The following is a 15761-nucleotide window of genomic DNA, read 5'->3' as shown; positions in this document are numbered from 1 at the left end:
GACCCTTCTTTATTTAGAGTTTGGTTTCAAGCTCAGCCACAGTAACCATTATTTTTTCGATTTTCCCATCTCTATACAATTCAAATTCTATTTTTTTACCTGGTTCAGTATTGCCAATTTTTTCGAGTACCTTTTGCGGATTAGCCACTGAAAGCCCAGCAATTTTTATTATAATATCTTGTTCTTCAATTCCCGCTTGCCACGCCGGCCCTAATGGATCTAAATTTGTAATACGCATACCGCTTACAGGGGTTAAGTTATCATTTACTTCTTTGCCTGTACTGTCTACTGCAGTGCCTTCAAATCCTAAGTAACCACGGACTACACGGCCATGGCGAATTAGCTTAGCCATGACCTCCTTGGCTAGGGTGTATGGGACAGCAAAAAATATACCTTGAATATTTAAGTTTTCGCGAGTCTTAAATTGCGCCGAAGTAATACCTACTAAATCACCATTTGAATTAACAAGTGCGCCACCGGAGTTTCCTACGTTAATTGCGGCATCCATTTGGAGTAGGTTATTAAACGGACTATCGGTAATTTTTTGTTTACCTGTGGCACTAACAATCCCTTGTGTGATTGTTTGCCCTAGATTAAGTGGGTTGCCAATAGCGAGTACAACATCACCCACACTTGTCGTGTAGTCATCGTTTACAGGGATAACAGGAAGGTGTTCTGCATTTATTTTTAGCAGTGCTAAATCAGTAATTGTATCAAAACCAATAAGCTGAACATCAAAAAAACGTCGGCCGTCAGTCAAAATCACCATAATCACATCAGCGTTATTAACAACATGATAATTAGTTAGAATGTAACCATCTTGCGACATAATTACGCCTGAGCCTAGCTCCTGAACGGTGTTTTTTCTTTTATAGCGGGGCTCTTTGGAAATACTTTCAGAAAAAATAGTGACGACAGACGGCGCTGCGCGTTTAACTGCATCAGAAAAGCTTAAATGGTTAGCGCTCATTGCACTGGGTATAGGAACATTAGGCAGCAATGCTGCTCTCATATTTGGGCTGAAAAACACCACCAAAAAAGCAATACTGAGGCCTGCAAATAGAGGGGGGAGAACAAATTTAATGAATTTCAGCACAAGTTTCTTATTATTAAAGGAGCAATCCCTTTATGATGGCACAAAAAAAATAACAGCGGCAAGTGCCACTGTTATTTTTATTACACATATACCGCGATTAATTACTGAATTAGAATAAATATAGACTCGCGTCCACGCTTAACGCCTAATACAATATTGCCTTTGGTGTTTTCGATGATTTTATTCATATCGCGAATAGTCTCAACTCGTTGGCGGTTCACTTGTACTATCATGTCGCCTTCTTCTAGGCCTACACGCGCAGAAGGAGAGCGAGGGTCGACAGAGGTAATCTCAATGCCCTTAGCATTATTCTTTTGAACATTCTCTAACTCAGCGCCTTGAAATGCAGGATGTAATTCTTCACCAACCGCCTTAATACCAGATGCGCCATCAAGTGTGACTTTAAGCGTTTTTATTTTACCATCACGGTAAATACTTAGCTTGATTTCTCGTCCTTCCCCTAATGTGGCAATTTTGCTGCGTAGTTCATGGAAGCCGCTTATATCGCTACCGTTAATGCTTACAATTACATCCCCGGCTTTTATGCCTGCTTTACTTGCAGCGGTATCATCCATTACCTGCATTACATAAGCACCCTGTTTTACATCAAGTTGTTGTGCTTTAGCTAACCCGGCATCAAGTGGGCGACCGGATATGCCTAAAGAGCCACGACGAACTTCACCATGCTCAATAATTTGATCAACCAAGTTTTTCATCATATTAGATGGAATAGCAAAACCAATTCCAACATTACCACCCGATGCACCTAAGATTGCGGTGTTAATGCCAATCAGCTCGCCATTTAAATTCACTAAAGCACCGCCTGAGTTACCTTGGTTAATTGCGGCGTCGGTTTGAATAAAATCTTCGTAACCTTCAATGTTCAAACCACTGCGTCCAAGCGCACTGACAATACCTGAGGTTACAGTGTGGCTTAAGCCAAACGGGTTGCCGATAGCAACCGCAAAGTCACCGACTCGTAATTGGTCTGAGTTAGCGAGTTTGATTTCTGTCAGGTCATCAGCCTCTATTTGCAGTAGTGCAATGTCAGACTCTTTATCTGTACCAATTTTAGTGGCTTCAAATTCACGGCCATCTTCGAGTGTAACGATCATTTTTTCTGCATCTTGGATCACGTGATTATTAGTAACCACATAACCTTCATCCGCATCGATAATCACACCTGAACCCAAACCACTAAATTGGCGCTTTTGGCTGCGAGGTTGTTGCTGGCCAAAAAAGAACTCAAGCGGGTCTGCGCGGCGGCGAACTTCTTTAGAGCCTGATACCTGAATACTCACAACACCCGGGGAGATTTTCTCAAGCATAGGTGCAAGAGTAGGTAGTTGTTGCCCGTTAACTGCTATTGGTAACTTTGCATAAGACGCTACCGGGCTCATTAATAAGCTTGTAGATAAAATAGCAGCACTGATAAGTGATAATTTCATTTTCATAGTCAGGGTTTACTCCACTTAGGAAAAACAAAAATTAAAAAAGGCTGCATAAGCAGCCTTTTTTAGTTTGTTAGTAAGATAAAACAACAAAGCTGTTATATCTAAAGACTATGGGGTCAAAAAAAAGTTCATCAAGATGCTTTAGAACGTTCCTGTACTTTATTTTCACCAGCAAATAAACCAGACTCACCCGACACAAAGTCTGCAGGTTGCGCCTCTGCTGAAGAGCGATCAGAACGGCGTTCTTTTAAAGATGCTTGTAATTGCTCTGTTGTTTCTTTTGAGAAGTATGGAGCAGCAGGTTCTTTATTTCTATCTTCTAAAAGTAATTGATTTGTTTCTTCAACGTGGCTAAGAAGCTGGTTGTAGTTATCTTTCATTTTATTTACAAGCTTGCTGGTACTGGCTAAATGGTCAGCTACGTCTTGGCGATATTGCTCAAGTGTATTTTGCGCTTGTTCCGCTTGCTCTTTTAATTCATCTTGTTTGAACTGTTTTTTAGTAACAAATGCACCAATAAAAAATGCTATTACCGCTACAATAACAATTAAACCTACCCATATCACTGTGCCCATAAAACTACCCCTTTGGGAAAATAACGAAAGAATGCTGATTCATTTATAAATCATATTAAGTGTAATATACCCCGAGTTATGATGCGTGTTAATATGCTTTACAAATTAAACTGCGTTTTGACAGAAAATACATATGACTCCTTGGCAAACATATCAACAAGATTTAAAACGAGATGACTTTGTACACGACGCAGCACAAGAAAATGCTGTGCGCCACTTGCAACGTTTATACGATGACCTCACACAAGCAAAACCAAAATCAACAGGTTTTTTCGCTAGTTTATTTAGTAAAAATGAACCCGAACCTATAAAAGGGCTTTATTTTTGGGGTGGAGTTGGACGTGGGAAAACGTACTTAGTTGATACTTTCTACGAAGCATTGCCAGGTGAACGAAAAATGCGCGTGCATTTTCATCGTTTTATGCACCGTGTGCATGACGAATTAAAAAAACTAAATAACACGGCCAACCCTCTGGAAAAAGTTGCAGACATATTTAAATCAGAAACAGACATCATTTGTTTTGATGAGTTTTTTGTTCAAGATATAACGGATGCCATGTTGCTTGGTGGTTTAATGGAAGCATTGTTTGCTCGCGGAATTGTTTTAGTCGCTACCTCTAATATAGTGCCTGACGATTTATATCGAAACGGCCTTCAACGTGCTCGTTTTATGCCTGCCATTGAGCTGGTAAAACTCAATACTGAAATAGTGAATGTTGACTCGGGTATTGATTATCGATTGAGAACGTTAGAACAAGCTGAAATTTTTCACAGTCCGCTTGATGAACAAGCGGATAAAAACCTGTTAGAATATTTTGATAAGTTGTCAGCTGAACCGGGTCAACTCGATCAACCTATAGAAATAGAAGGGCGCTTAATAAAAACACGCAAAGTAGCCCAAAATGTTGTGCTATTTGAATTTAGTGAATTGTGTGAGACCGCTCGAAGCCAAGTCGATTACATGGAAATTAGTCGTTTATATAACACGGTCATTATTTCTAATGTAAAACAGCTTGGTCAGAACAATGATGATGCAGCAAGGCGTTTTATTGCTTTAGTCGATGAATTTTACGAACGCCACGTGACGTTAATTATTTCAGCCGAAAAACCAATTACCGAACTTTACACGCAAGGCAACTTAAATTTTGAATTTAAACGCTGCATAAGCCGTTTACAAGAAATGCAGTCGTTAGAGTATTTAGCGAGAGAACATTTAGCTTAATAAACATTAGAATGCCGGTCGTTTTGCTTTCTTAACACTTATTTTTAAATAGCGATAATTTTCTTGTGGGAAAAACAACCGATCGGTAGCAATGTGATTTAAGTGCTGGTATACTCCCGCGTCTGCCACGTTGCGTTCTATGCCTTCATATAGTTTAGCCACTAATGAGCGGCGCAAAAGTCTAAAACTCGAAGGGGTTATAGCAAACTTAGAGCAGTAGTTAATATTAACTACTTGTGGTTTTAATTGAAAAACATTGGATTTTTATAAATGAAAACGTTTGTTGCTAAACCAGAAACAGTAAAACGTGACTGGTACGTAGTTGACGCTGAAGGTAAAACTTTAGGTCGCATCGCTACTGAAATCGCTCATCGCCTACGCGGTAAGCATAAAGCTGAATACACTCCACACGTAGATACTGGTGATTACATCATCGTTATCAACGCTGAGAAAGTTACTGTAACTGGTAACAAATTCAAAGATAAAGTGTACTACGCTCACTCTGGTTTTCCAGGTGGCCTTAAGTCTACTACTTTTGATAAACTTCAAGCTGCAAAGCCTGAAATGATCATCGAGAAAGCAGTTAAAGGCATGTTGCCACGTGGTCCTTTAGGCCGCGCAATGTACCGTAAACTTAAAGTTTACGCAGGTACTGAGCATAACCATGCTGCACAACAGCCTCAGGTTCTAGACATTTAAGGAGCACTATCATGGCAAATCAATACTACGGTACAGGTCGTCGTAAAAGTTCAAGTGCTCGCGTATTCTTACGCCCAGGCACTGGTAACATCGTAATCAACAAGCGCTCTTTAGAAGAGTACTTTGGTCGCGAAACAGCACGCATGGTTGTTCATCAAGCTCTTGAGCTTGTTGATATGACTGAAAAGTTTGACCTTTTCATCACCGTTTCTGGTGGTGGTACAACTGGTCAAGCTGGTGCTATCCGTCACGGTATCACTCGTGCACTTATGGAGTTTGACGAGTCACTACGTCCACAACTTCGTAAAGCAGGTTTCGTTACTCGTGATGCACGTAAAGTTGAACGTAAGAAAGTGGGTCTTAAGAAAGCGCGTAAGCGTCCACAGTTCTCAAAACGTTAATCTATACGTTATCAAGAATTCAAAAACCCAGCTTATGCTGGGTTTTTTGTTATTGGCGTAAAATTTCTTCAGATTCCTTTCCATTTTGATAAATTGTTAGCCTAACCTGTACATTGCAAATTACCGTTTATGATGATCACACTGTGCAATAACGGCGTATTAATTGTACGAAAGGAAGTAAATAGCCAGATCGCTGCAAAAAAGTTAAATAATTATCGTAATTAGTTTAAATCCATCAGTTAATTGATGGAATTTTTTGCTACAATTGGCGTGGAAGTAAAACGATCAAGTTTTATAACACTATGTGTAGTCTTAAAACTTCCGCTTAGTGGAGTTGATCTTGGTCACTACATCGTTTTTACAGAAGTGATATTATTACTTTTCAGCTCGTGCTCGAACTAGCTTAATAAAACCATTGGTGAAATTAATATTTTTCAAGACCTGAGTTGCTAATAACCTTGTTTTAAACAAGGGTTTTAATTATGATCATTTCTATTTTAAAAATTTCGAATAATTAACCTGCTGTAACTGATGTTCTCAATATAGCAAGTGTTGAGAATCGTAAGTGGAGATAAGTGGATGAGCAATGCGCCTGTAGACAATGGCCGACGTCGCTTTTTAACCATAGCTACCTCTGTTGTTGGTGGTGTTGGTGCGGCTGGGGCTGCTGTTCCTTTTATTGCGTCTTGGAATCCAAGTGAGCGAGCTAAATCTGCGGGTGCGCCTGTAGAAGTAGATATCAGCAAACTGGAACCTGGACAATTAATACGTGTCGAGTGGCGTGGTAAACCTGTATGGGTTGTATCACGAACCCCAAAAATGCTTGAGCAAATGAAAGAACATGAAGGTCAACTTCGTGATCCGCAATCGCAAGAGCCACAACAATTAGAATCATCAACAAATGATTACCGTTCATTACGTCCAGAGATTTTTGTCGCTGTAGGTATTTGTACGCATTTAGGATGTTCACCTAGCTTTTTACAAGGTGGCTTTGGTGAAAAAGTGGAAGGGACTGATGATGGTTTTTATTGTCCATGTCACGGTTCTAAATTTGATATGGCTGGCCGTGTTTTTCAATCGGTTCCAGCACCATTAAACTTAGAAATTCCACCATATACTTTTCTTGATGAAACCACTATTTTAGTGGGCGAAGAACAAGGGGTGGCCTAATGTTTGGTAAGATTATTGGTTGGATTGACGACAGAATCCCAATGACACGTGTTTGGAACATGCATATTGCACAGTATCCAGCACCTAAAAACTTTAACTTTTGGTACTTCTTTGGCTCATTGGCAATGTTAGTACTAGTGAACCAAATACTGACCGGCATTTGGCTAACAATGAACTACGTACCGTCTGCTGAAGGTGCATTTGCATCAATAGAATATATCATGCGTGATGTAGATTATGGTTGGTTACTGCGCTATCTGCATTCAACCGGTGCGTCTGCGTTTTTCATTGTTGTTTATCTGCATATGTTCCGTGGCATGATCTACGGTTCTTATCAAAAGCCACGTGAGCTACTGTGGTTGTTTGGTATGTTTATTTTCTTAGCACTGATGGCTGAGGCATTCATGGGGTATTTACTACCATGGGGTCAAATGTCATTTTGGGGTGCGCAGGTAATTATTTCATTGTTTGGTGCAATCCCTGTTATTGGTGATGACCTTACACTTTGGATCCGTGGTGACTACGTAATTTCAGGTGCAACGCTTAACCGCTTCTTTGCATTACATGTTATTGCACTACCATTAGTTATTGTTATTCTAGTATTTTTACACATTGTTGCACTACATGAGGTGGGTTCTAATAACCCAGACGGTATTGATAACAAACGTAAAAAAGGCACGGTTCCTGAAGAAGATAAGCCTAAATTTAAGTTCCATGAATATTACACTGATAAAAAAGACATTATTGATGCGATTCCGTTCCACCCTTATTACACAGTAAAAGATATTGTGGGCGTGGTTGGTTTCTTAATCCTGTTTTGTTGGGTTGTGTTCTTTATGCCTGCTATGGGTGGTTTCTTCTTAGAAGCGCCAAACTTTGAAGCGGCAAACCCACTTAAAACACCGGAACATATATTCCCTGTTTGGTACTTTACGCCATTTTACGCAATCTTGCGTGCAATCCCAGATAAACTAATGGGTGTTGCAGCAATGGGGGCGTCAATTGTAGTACTTGCGTTATTACCTTGGATTGACCGTGGTTCAGTTCGCTCTGTTCGTTACCGTTGTGGTTTCCACAAATGGAACATTGCAGGCTTTGTTGTTACTTTTGTTCTTTTAGGTTGGGTTGGTGCTACACCGCAAACTGACTTTAAAACGATTGTTTCGCAAGTTTGTACTGTGACTTACTTTATGTTCTTCGTGCTGTTATTTGTTTACAGTAAGAATGAAAAAACTAAGCCATTGCCTGAGAGGTTAACGAAATGATGAAAAAACTAATTATTGGTTTATTCGCTTTATCAGTAAATATGTTACCTGCAATGGCGGCAGGTCCGTCGGTTCCTTTAATGGAAGCGGGTAACGATATATCTGATCAGCCATCTTTGCAGCGCGGTGCTAAGTTGTTCATGAACTACTGTCTTGGTTGTCATCAAATGCAGTACCAACGTTATGAACGTACTTTCCGTGATATTGGTATTCCAACGGAAGTTGGCCAAGAGCAACTTATTTTTGATGGTTCAAAAGTTGGTAGCCATATCAAGAATTCAATGGCTAAAGATGATGCAGCGAAATGGTTTGGTGCGGCTCCGCCGGATTTAACCAATGTTGCACGTGTACGCGGAAGTGATTGGATTTACACGTACTTGAAATCATTTTATAAAGATGAGTCTCGCCCGTTTGGTGTAAATAATACGTTATTCCCATCAGTAGGTATGCCACATGTTCTACAAGAACTTCAGGGTGTTCCTACTCCTATTACTGAAGAAGTAACTGTTGACGGTGTAAAAACTGTACATATCACAGGTACTGAAACAGATGGTTCAGGTGAAATGAGCGTAGATGAGTATGACCAAGCAGTTCGTGATTTAACGAACTTCCTAGAGTACGTCGGTGAGCCGACTCGACTTGAATCGGAAGCGCTAGGTATTAAGGTAATCGGATTTTTAATTATCCTATTTATCTTGGCATTTATGCTTAAGAAAGAATACTGGAGAGATGTTCATTAATTTTGAACATATTTAAAGGTAATTTTGCAATAGGGGCTTAAGCCCCTATTGCTGTTTTAGTTATTTAATGGAGGTAGGCATGGCCGTAGCTGCCAATAAGCGCCCTGTAATGACCCTTTTCTCTGGGGCTAACTGTATGTATAGCCACCAAGTACGCATAGTACTTGCAGAAAAAGGTGTAAGTGTAGATATTCATTTGGCTGAAAAGGACAATCTGCCAGAAGCACTTCACGAAATTAACCCTTACGGTACAGTGCCAACACTGATTGACCGTGAGCTTGGTTTATATCAGGCAAATATCATCATGGAATACCTTGATGAACGTTTTCCTCACCCTCCACTAATGCCTGTATATCCGGTCATGCGTGGCCGTAGCCGTTTAATGATGCACCGTATTGACACTGATTGGTACAGCCTTGCTGCTAAAATCAGCAATAACACATCAGATGCAGCACAAGCTCGTAAAGAGTTAACTGAGGCATTACTTGCGGTAGCTCCTATTTTTAGCGAAGCACCTTACTTTATGAGTGAAGAGTTTAGCTTAGTAGATTGTTACTTAGCCCCACTACTATGGCGTTTACCTGAGTTTGGTATTGAGCTTAATGGTGCTGGTTCTAAAGAGATGAAAGAGTACATGATCCGTTTATTTGAACGTGAATCATTCCAAGCTTCGTTAACTGAAGCTGAGCGTGAGATCCGTTTATAATGACGCCTAATCGTCCTTATTTATTACGTGCTTTTTTTGATTGGATAGTCGATAACGATTGTACGCCGCATATTGTGGTGGACGCTGGTTTTGCAAATGTGCAAGTGCCTACACAGTTTGTGCAAGATGGACAAATTGTGCTGAACATTAGCCCATCTGCAGTTACACAGTTTTCGTTAGACTTAACTCAACTTAGTTTTAACGCGCGTTTTGGCGGTCAGCCAATGCAAGTTTATGTACCTTTAGGTGCTGTGCTTGCAATTTACGCTCGTGAAAACGGCGAAGGTACAGTCTTTACTGCAGACGAGTTTGTAGAGGACGAAGACGAGTTTGATGAAGGTCTAGAAAGTGTTGATTCATCAGAGTATATAGATGAAACACCACCAGAAAAACCTGAAAAGAAAAAAGGCTCGCATTTACGTGTTATAAAATAATATGTAGATTATAAAAAACCGCTTAAAAGCGGTTTTTTTATTGCTGTAATTTAGTGACTTTTAATTAATATATTCATATACCTTTACAACGCGCTCAACGCCCGACACATTACGTGCAATATTAACTGCGCGATTAGCTTCATCTTGAGACACCAAGCCCATTAAATACACCTCAGCGTTTTCTGTAACCACTTTAATGTTATTGCTGCTAATATCTTTAGTTGCTAGTAACTGCGCTTTTACCTTGGAGGTAAGCCATGAGTCGTGTGTTTGCGTGGTTATACCAATATTTGAACCAATACGAAGTTGGTTATGAATTTTACGAATGCCAGCAATTGACTCTACGGTTATTTGCGCTTCGTTTTTCATTTCCTGATTAGCAACTTGACCAACAAGTAGAACAATACCATTAACACTTATGGCGTTAACTCGAGCTGATTTTTCTAGGCGTTCAACTTCACTAATAGCAATACTGGCTTTAATTTCTATATTGTTATCATCAATTTGTGAGCCTATGGTGCGACGGTCATTTGCAGCGGTTACTGCACTGGCTGTACCGGCTACAACAGCTGCGGCGCAGCCTTGTAATAAAACAACGGTGCCTAATACGATGAGAGAGCGTTTAAACATAATTTTCATCCTGAGGGAAAAGCGTTAAATCTATGAGTTCACTTAAACAGTGTAAGTTAGTTAAATGCGACTCTATAATTCGGCTAGGGCGTTTAGACGGTGTTCTTATTTCAACATCATTAGGGCCAAGTAAACCCACTAATTCACCCCCGTCGTCACCCACCATAACAATGACCTTCATATCGCGTGTGAGGGCAGCTTCAACGGCTGAAATGACTTGTTTTTCATTGCCATTAATTGCTAATACCAATAGTAAGTCACCTTGCTGAGCAAAAGCACGGATTTGGCGAGCAAATGTGTCGTGATCATCACTGTGATTGTTTTGCCCAAGATTTATATTTTCTTGTGATAAAGCAATAGCAGGTAAGCAAGGACGCTCTGTTTCATAGTGATTAACCAATATCCCCGCCATGTGTTGCGCAAGCATATGACAGTTAGCTGTTCCGCAACAAATTAACTTATTACCATTAATTAGGCTTTGTGCAATTGTAAATGCGGCCGATTCAAGTGCACTGGGTAGGACTTCTCCAGCAGCTATTTGAACTTGAATACTTTCTGTAAAAATTTCTTTTATTGTGTCTTGCATAGCCTACCAATTTATTTTTAGTATTTTAAAATACGTTTTTAAGCCAATTATATGTAGGAGATGATTCTCCAGTTATGGCTACATAGTCAATTCTTAATGCCTGATTTGTTAAGTTTTTAGCCGCTAAGTAATGATAAATACTGCGTTTAAGCCGCGCTTGCTTTTGTGCACTGAGCGCATAATTAGCACCGCCTCGTGCGTTATTTTTGCGAAACTTCACTTCTACAAATACAAGGGTGTTTCCCTCTTTCATAATAATATCGAGCTCACCAAAGGGGCAGTAATAATTACGCTCTATAGGCTTTAACCCTTGCGACACTAGGTATTTTTGCGCTTGTAGCTCGTAGTACTGACCTTTTTCACGACTATTTTGCCACAGCTCTTTAAACCACGACATGTCGCCCCCTTAACTTAATAAAGTCTAATTTAAAGTTTGCACACCACTGGCTGACTGCATAAACAAGGGCACAGGGCGCTGTGTTTTAAGCTGAACGGGCTTAATTTGGCGATTAGTATATTGCGCCCAATCAAGCACTCGTTGTATGTGGCCATTACTATTAACTGATAACTTACCGCTCAAACCACTAAATTGATTACCAGGCATTAAGCTCAGTTGCCTAATATCATTAATAACTAGTACTGCATCGTATGCCATAGCGAATAAGCGTTGACTTATGTCGGCTTGCTCAGGCCAAAGGGTGTTGTACTGCTCACGTAAATTATGTTGTTTTATTTGCGAGTTAAGCATCCAAGGTAACTCTGTAAAGTAGAGTCCATCTAGGTCGCCTTTATCGGTCGAATCTATCTGTTTGCTATGACTTTTAGAACTGGCATAAAGCGGGATCCGTTGTGCAAACGTACTAATGTTAACGTCAAGATAAGGCTTAATTAAACGGGTTTCTGTAGCATCACCTAAAATATAAATGACATCAATATCACTGCGTGAGCGTGTTTCACTCTCAACTTCTTGCTTAAATAATGCTTTGATTGTTTTTATACGCTCTTTAGATTTGTCCACTTCTAATAAGTTAGTAATGGTTTTAGGCATGTCTTGGTTGTTTTCATAAAAACCAATTTGAGGTTTAGTCTCGCTATAGCGTTGCCATTGCTGATTAAAAAAATCAACTAAACGCTGGCCATTATTGTTTTCTGGGGCAAGTAACATAGGTTTTTGGTATCCCATAGCCAGAAAGTGCTCTAATGCTTGTTCTACCTCATGCTCAGGATTTAACGCAAAATAATAATGTTGAAGCGAAATAGTGTTTCCGTCGAATGTATTCAAATGTAGTGTTGGAATGTTAATCAGTGTTTCAGCAGCTGTTAGCTTATCTATATTTGCTTTAAGTAGTGGGCCAACTACAAAATCAGGATTTATTTGATCAAGCTTTGCAGCAATTTCTGCAGTACTTAAATTCTCATCAATAAAAATAGCTTCATTAATGTTTTGTTTGTCTAAGGCCGCCAGAGCACCAGCTTTTAATGCATTTCCTAGTCTTTCGTTTGGGCCAGACTGAGGAAATAAAAGCACTAGACGATTAATATTCAACGGTGCTAACTCAACAAAACCTCCGTCTTGTTTAGGTAAAACAGTGCCAGCAGGGTGCCCTACGTAACGACGTCGCCAGTTATTAATTGCTTGGTCAAGTTCTACACCGCTACCTGCATATACTTGGTGGTATAGAGCAAGGTTTACCCAGCCTTGTTGAATAACAGAGCCGCGGTTAAAACGCTCCAATGCATAGGAAGATAACTGTTTTAGGTTATCCCATAACTGTTGCTCGAGTTGCGGGATGTCAATTTTACTTTTTGCAGATGTCTCAGATGCTCTAAAAAAGTAGGGAGCTGCTTTTTTTGGAAAATTTTGTGAGGCATAAATGCTAGCTGTTAAAAACTGATGCCATGCAAAGTGCTCAGGCTGTGTTAGTTGCCCATCTAACGATTGTAAAATAATTAAAGCCTGGTCATTTTTATTTTGTTGTTTCTGCGCGTATGCAATATAAAGACGATTTTGAGTTTGATCGACACTTGCTGTTAGCTCAAGGTCGCTACCGATTTGCTCTAATAATGGCCAGTTTTTTTCAGAAATAGCGGCATCACGTGCGCTATACAATAATTGTATTTTGTCAGCACCTTGACGATTTACGGCTAATTGATAGATAGACTGCGCACTGGTTGCTTGATTTTTTAGCGCATTAGCACTGCTGCTGAAGTTATCGCTTTTTTTAATTGGTTTTTCGGTTGTGCTACACGCCGATAACCCTGACAATATAATTAATAGACCAACTAGTTTAAGTCGCACAATGATTTCCCAATACGTTAACGCGATTTGCTTATATTACTGACTGACGCAGGAGACCTCAATGTTAAATGAGGAGAATTCACATAAAATTGGCACTCTTTACATTGTTGCCACCCCAATTGGCAATTATGACGACTTAAGTCAGCGAGCAATCGCGACATTATCGCAAGTTGACTTAATCGCTGCTGAAGATACTCGCCACACCGGAAAGCTGCTCAGCCATTTTGGTATTAAAGCAAAAACATTTGCATTACATGATCACAACGAAAAACAAAAAGCGCAGCAAATTATTGATCAACTAAATCAGGGGTTAAATATAGCCTTAGTGTCAGATGCTGGTACGCCGCTCATTAGTGACCCAGGATATGCGGTTGTAAACTTATGCCGTGAACAAGGCGCAAGCGTAACCCCTGTGCCTGGTGCATGCGCTGCTATAACCGCAGTGTGTTGTTCAGGTTTACCTACTGACCGCTTTCAGTTTATTGGCTTTACGCCCGCTAAAAGTAAAGCGCGCCAAGACTTTTTCATCGAAGCGGTAAATTCAGGTATTACCAGCATTATGTATGAAAGCACACACCGTATTATGGCAAGCCTTGACGATTTAGAAACTGCACTTGGCAGTGAACAGCAGGTGGTGTTTGCTAAAGAACTCACCAAAACCTTTGAAACCTTTTTTAATGGAACGGTAACTGAGCTTAAGCAGTTTTTAACTGACGATCCTACTAAGCAACGCGGCGAAATTGTACTCATGCTGCCGGGCAAACCCAAGCTTGTAGACGATATTCCACCTGAGGCTCGTAAAATGTTGGCTCTACTTGAAAAAGAAATGCCAATGAAAAAAGCGTGTGGTGTTGTAGCCGACTACTTTGGCATGAAAAAAAATGCACTATACAAAACAATTATTGAAGAAAAAGAGTAAATATTACTGCGCTTGGCTTTAGCGTCATGTATACTGCGCGCCGAGTCAGCCAAGATAATCGCTGCCTGTGACGAAAATGATCAGGGGGAGGAAAGTCCGGGCTCCACAGGGCAGAGTGCCAGCTAACGGCTGGGGGGCGTGAGCCCACGACAAGTGCAGCAGAGAGAAGACCGCCAACCTCGGTTGGTAAGGGTGAAAGGGTGCGGTAAGAGCGCACCGGGCCGCTAGTAATAGTCGGTTGCAAGGTAAACTCCACTCGGAGCAAGACCAAATAGGGTTCCTTATGGCGTGGCCCACGTTGGAACCGGGTAGGTTGCTTGAGCCATAGAGCGATTTATGGCCTAGACGAATGATTATCACTTTCTTCGGAAAGGACAAAACCCGGCTTATAGGCTGACTCACTCATTCAATAAAAAGCCCGCAGTTAACACTGCGGGCTTTTTTGTGTCTAAATTTTATTGATCTAAATAATATTTTTTCCTTGCTCTGGATCCCTTGACTGCTCTGCCTGTTCGCGTATTTCGTCGGTATCGCTGCTTACATCGTTAAGCGTTAAGGTTTGTTCATGTGTCTCAGACCTTACCTCAGTATTTGAATCTTGCTTGGGTATTGAGTTTATAAAATCTGTACTTGAACTAGTTAATAAAATTCGTTCTCGGGCATCATCCGGCATACTAATATTTTGTTCGGTAAACTCATTGACTAATTCACGCATTATTTGAGAGCTTACTTTTAGGGGGCTGTGCTGTTGCCCATTTACCCAAAAATATAAAATAAAATTTATGGTTGATGAGCCTAAATTCTTTATAAGTACTTGTGCAGGGGGATCGCTTAATACCGCGGCTTGTTGATTTATTATATTTAGGGCTAGCGTTTGCGCGCTGCGTATGTCGTTATCGTAACCTATACCTATTTCTACTTTACCGCGCATTTTTGGGTTGGCAGTTAAATTTTTTATGGTGTTTTTATATACTGTAGCATTAGGAATTTGAATGTGGTTTCCATCGTAGTCAACAAGCGTTGTTGCGCGAGCTGTTACTTTTTTGATAACGCCTAAACGTCCATCTACTTCAATGACGTCGTCTATTTTAAACGGGCGTTGCACACTTAAGAGTAAGCTTGCGATAAAGTTCTCAGCAATGTCTCTAAAAGCAAAGCCTAATATTAAACCTATTAAACCGGTCCCGCTCATCACAGCTACCGCAAACTCAGTGAGCCCAGCTAAACGTAAAAATAGATACAGGCCTAATAAAATGATTAAAGTGCTAATACCGCGCCTTGCGACAAGTAACACTAGTTTACTATCGGTTACAAAAGAGATCGGCTTTGTGAGCAAGCGTGAAAGAGGGCCAGCTGTAAAATAGCTAATAGTGAGTAAGAGTAAACCTAGTAACAAGGTGGGTAATATTTGCGCTGTAGCGTGAACTAATTGCATGGTTTGGTCATAAAAAAATTGCCATGAAAATACATTTTCATCCATTACGGGGTTTAATGACGGTGTACTGGCAGCCGATTGTACGTCTGATGCTATTGTAGGCATTGGGTTTCTTCCGTGTTTAATTACT

General features: G+C 40.4%; 17 protein-coding genes and 1 other RNA gene. 10 read left to right on the top strand and 8 right to left on the bottom strand.

All coding sequences use genetic code 11. The features are described 5' to 3' along the window. Positions 1-13: 13 nt before the first annotated feature. The 3 genes from CWB62_RS15690 to CWB62_RS15680 form a co-directional block, all read right to left on the bottom strand. Positions 14-1096 (bottom strand): trypsin-like peptidase domain-containing protein, encoded by a 1083-nt coding sequence (locus tag CWB62_RS15690; protein ID WP_058403242.1) that lies wholly within the window; start codon positions 1094-1096, stop codon positions 14-16. A 101-nt stretch (positions 1097-1197) separates the two neighbouring features. Beyond that, the gene (locus CWB62_RS15685; RefSeq protein ID WP_058403241.1) at positions 1198-2550 is read right to left on the bottom strand and encodes a DegQ family serine endoprotease; all 1353 of its coding nucleotides are present in this window, start codon (positions 2548-2550) and stop codon (positions 1198-1200) included. A gap of 131 nt (positions 2551-2681) precedes the next feature. After that, positions 2682-3125 (bottom strand): Z-ring associated ZapG family protein, encoded by a 444-nt coding sequence (locus CWB62_RS15680; RefSeq protein WP_138529564.1) that lies wholly within the window; start codon positions 3123-3125, stop codon positions 2682-2684. Positions 3126-3258: 133 nt separating this feature from the next. Between CWB62_RS15680 and zapE the strand changes: the two genes are divergently transcribed. The 8 genes from zapE to CWB62_RS15640 all read left to right on the top strand — a co-directional run bounded on the left by zapE (position 3259) and on the right by CWB62_RS15640 (position 9762). Next, a complete protein-coding gene (gene zapE / locus CWB62_RS15675; protein ID WP_138529566.1) occupies positions 3259-4347 on the top strand; it encodes a cell division protein ZapE in 1089 nt (362 codons plus the stop codon). A gap of 270 nt (positions 4348-4617) precedes the next feature. Next, positions 4618-5046 (top strand): 50S ribosomal protein L13, encoded by a 429-nt coding sequence (gene rplM / locus CWB62_RS15670; protein ID WP_002957960.1) that lies wholly within the window; start codon positions 4618-4620, stop codon positions 5044-5046. Positions 5047-5054: 8 nt separating this feature from the next. Further along, entirely contained in the window at positions 5055-5447 is a 393-nt protein-coding gene (gene rpsI, locus CWB62_RS15665) for a 30S ribosomal protein S9 (RefSeq protein WP_086007041.1), read from the top strand. Between the two features lie 579 nt (positions 5448-6026). After that, the gene (gene petA / locus CWB62_RS15660; RefSeq protein ID WP_006792117.1) at positions 6027-6617 is read left to right on the top strand and encodes a ubiquinol-cytochrome c reductase iron-sulfur subunit; all 591 of its coding nucleotides are present in this window, start codon (positions 6027-6029) and stop codon (positions 6615-6617) included. Continuing rightward, complete coding sequence (locus tag CWB62_RS15655) at positions 6617-7882, top strand: cytochrome b (RefSeq protein ID WP_006792118.1); 1266 nt, start codon at positions 6617-6619, stop codon at positions 7880-7882. Before petA ends, CWB62_RS15655 begins: the two co-directional genes overlap by 1 nt. Next, positions 7879-8622: a cytochrome c1 gene (locus CWB62_RS15650; protein ID WP_058403238.1), complete on the top strand. Its 744-nt coding sequence runs from the start codon at positions 7879-7881 to the stop codon at positions 8620-8622. Before CWB62_RS15655 ends, CWB62_RS15650 begins: the two co-directional genes overlap by 4 nt. Positions 8623-8701: 79 nt before the next feature. Next, a complete protein-coding gene (sspA, locus tag CWB62_RS15645) occupies positions 8702-9328 on the top strand; it encodes a stringent starvation protein SspA (RefSeq protein WP_006792120.1) in 627 nt (208 codons plus the stop codon). Next, positions 9328-9762 carry a ClpXP protease specificity-enhancing factor gene (locus CWB62_RS15640; RefSeq protein WP_058403237.1) on the top strand — a complete coding sequence of 145 codons (435 nt, stop codon included), beginning with the start codon at positions 9328-9330 and terminating at the stop codon, positions 9760-9762. The genes sspA and CWB62_RS15640 overlap by 1 nt, the downstream gene beginning before the upstream one ends. A gap of 60 nt (positions 9763-9822) precedes the next feature. On the opposite strand, the gene dolP is transcribed toward CWB62_RS15640, so the two are convergent. The 4 genes from dolP to CWB62_RS15620 are packed head-to-tail and all read right to left on the bottom strand — an operon-like array spanning position 9823 to position 13277. Next, positions 9823-10392 carry a division/outer membrane stress-associated lipid-binding lipoprotein gene (dolP, locus tag CWB62_RS15635; RefSeq protein ID WP_138529568.1) on the bottom strand — a complete coding sequence of 190 codons (570 nt, stop codon included), beginning with the start codon at positions 10390-10392 and terminating at the stop codon, positions 9823-9825. Beyond that, positions 10385-10978 (bottom strand): SIS domain-containing protein, encoded by a 594-nt coding sequence (locus tag CWB62_RS15630; protein ID WP_058550706.1) that lies wholly within the window; start codon positions 10976-10978, stop codon positions 10385-10387. Before CWB62_RS15630 ends, dolP begins: the two co-directional genes overlap by 8 nt. 25 nt (positions 10979-11003) lie before the next feature. Next, the gene (locus CWB62_RS15625; RefSeq protein WP_058403234.1) at positions 11004-11375 is read right to left on the bottom strand and encodes a YraN family protein; all 372 of its coding nucleotides are present in this window, start codon (positions 11373-11375) and stop codon (positions 11004-11006) included. Positions 11376-11399: 24 nt separating this feature from the next. Continuing rightward, positions 11400-13277 carry a penicillin-binding protein activator gene (locus CWB62_RS15620; RefSeq protein WP_138529570.1) on the bottom strand — a complete coding sequence of 626 codons (1878 nt, stop codon included), beginning with the start codon at positions 13275-13277 and terminating at the stop codon, positions 11400-11402. A 61-nt stretch (positions 13278-13338) separates the two neighbouring features. On the opposite strand from CWB62_RS15620, the gene rsmI reads away from it, so the two are divergent. Next, positions 13339-14196 carry a 16S rRNA (cytidine(1402)-2'-O)-methyltransferase gene (rsmI, locus tag CWB62_RS15615; protein WP_058403232.1) on the top strand — a complete coding sequence of 286 codons (858 nt, stop codon included), beginning with the start codon at positions 13339-13341 and terminating at the stop codon, positions 14194-14196. A 41-nt stretch (positions 14197-14237) separates the two neighbouring features. After that, positions 14238-14601, top strand: an RNA gene (gene rnpB, locus CWB62_RS15610) — RNase P RNA component class A. Between the two features lie 58 nt (positions 14602-14659). Here the strand turns inward: rnpB and CWB62_RS15605 are convergent. Continuing rightward, a complete protein-coding gene (locus CWB62_RS15605; RefSeq protein ID WP_502704947.1) occupies positions 14660-15676 on the bottom strand; it encodes a mechanosensitive ion channel family protein in 1017 nt (338 codons plus the stop codon). Between the last annotated feature and the right edge of the window lie 85 nt (positions 15677-15761).

Origin of the sequence: Pseudoalteromonas sp. S408, assembly GCF_005886645.1 — a bacterium.
Taxonomy (GTDB): domain Bacteria; phylum Pseudomonadota; class Gammaproteobacteria; order Enterobacterales; family Alteromonadaceae; genus Pseudoalteromonas.
The sequence above is the reverse complement of the archived record's forward strand: the minus strand, read 5'-3'. Positions and strand labels throughout refer to the sequence as shown.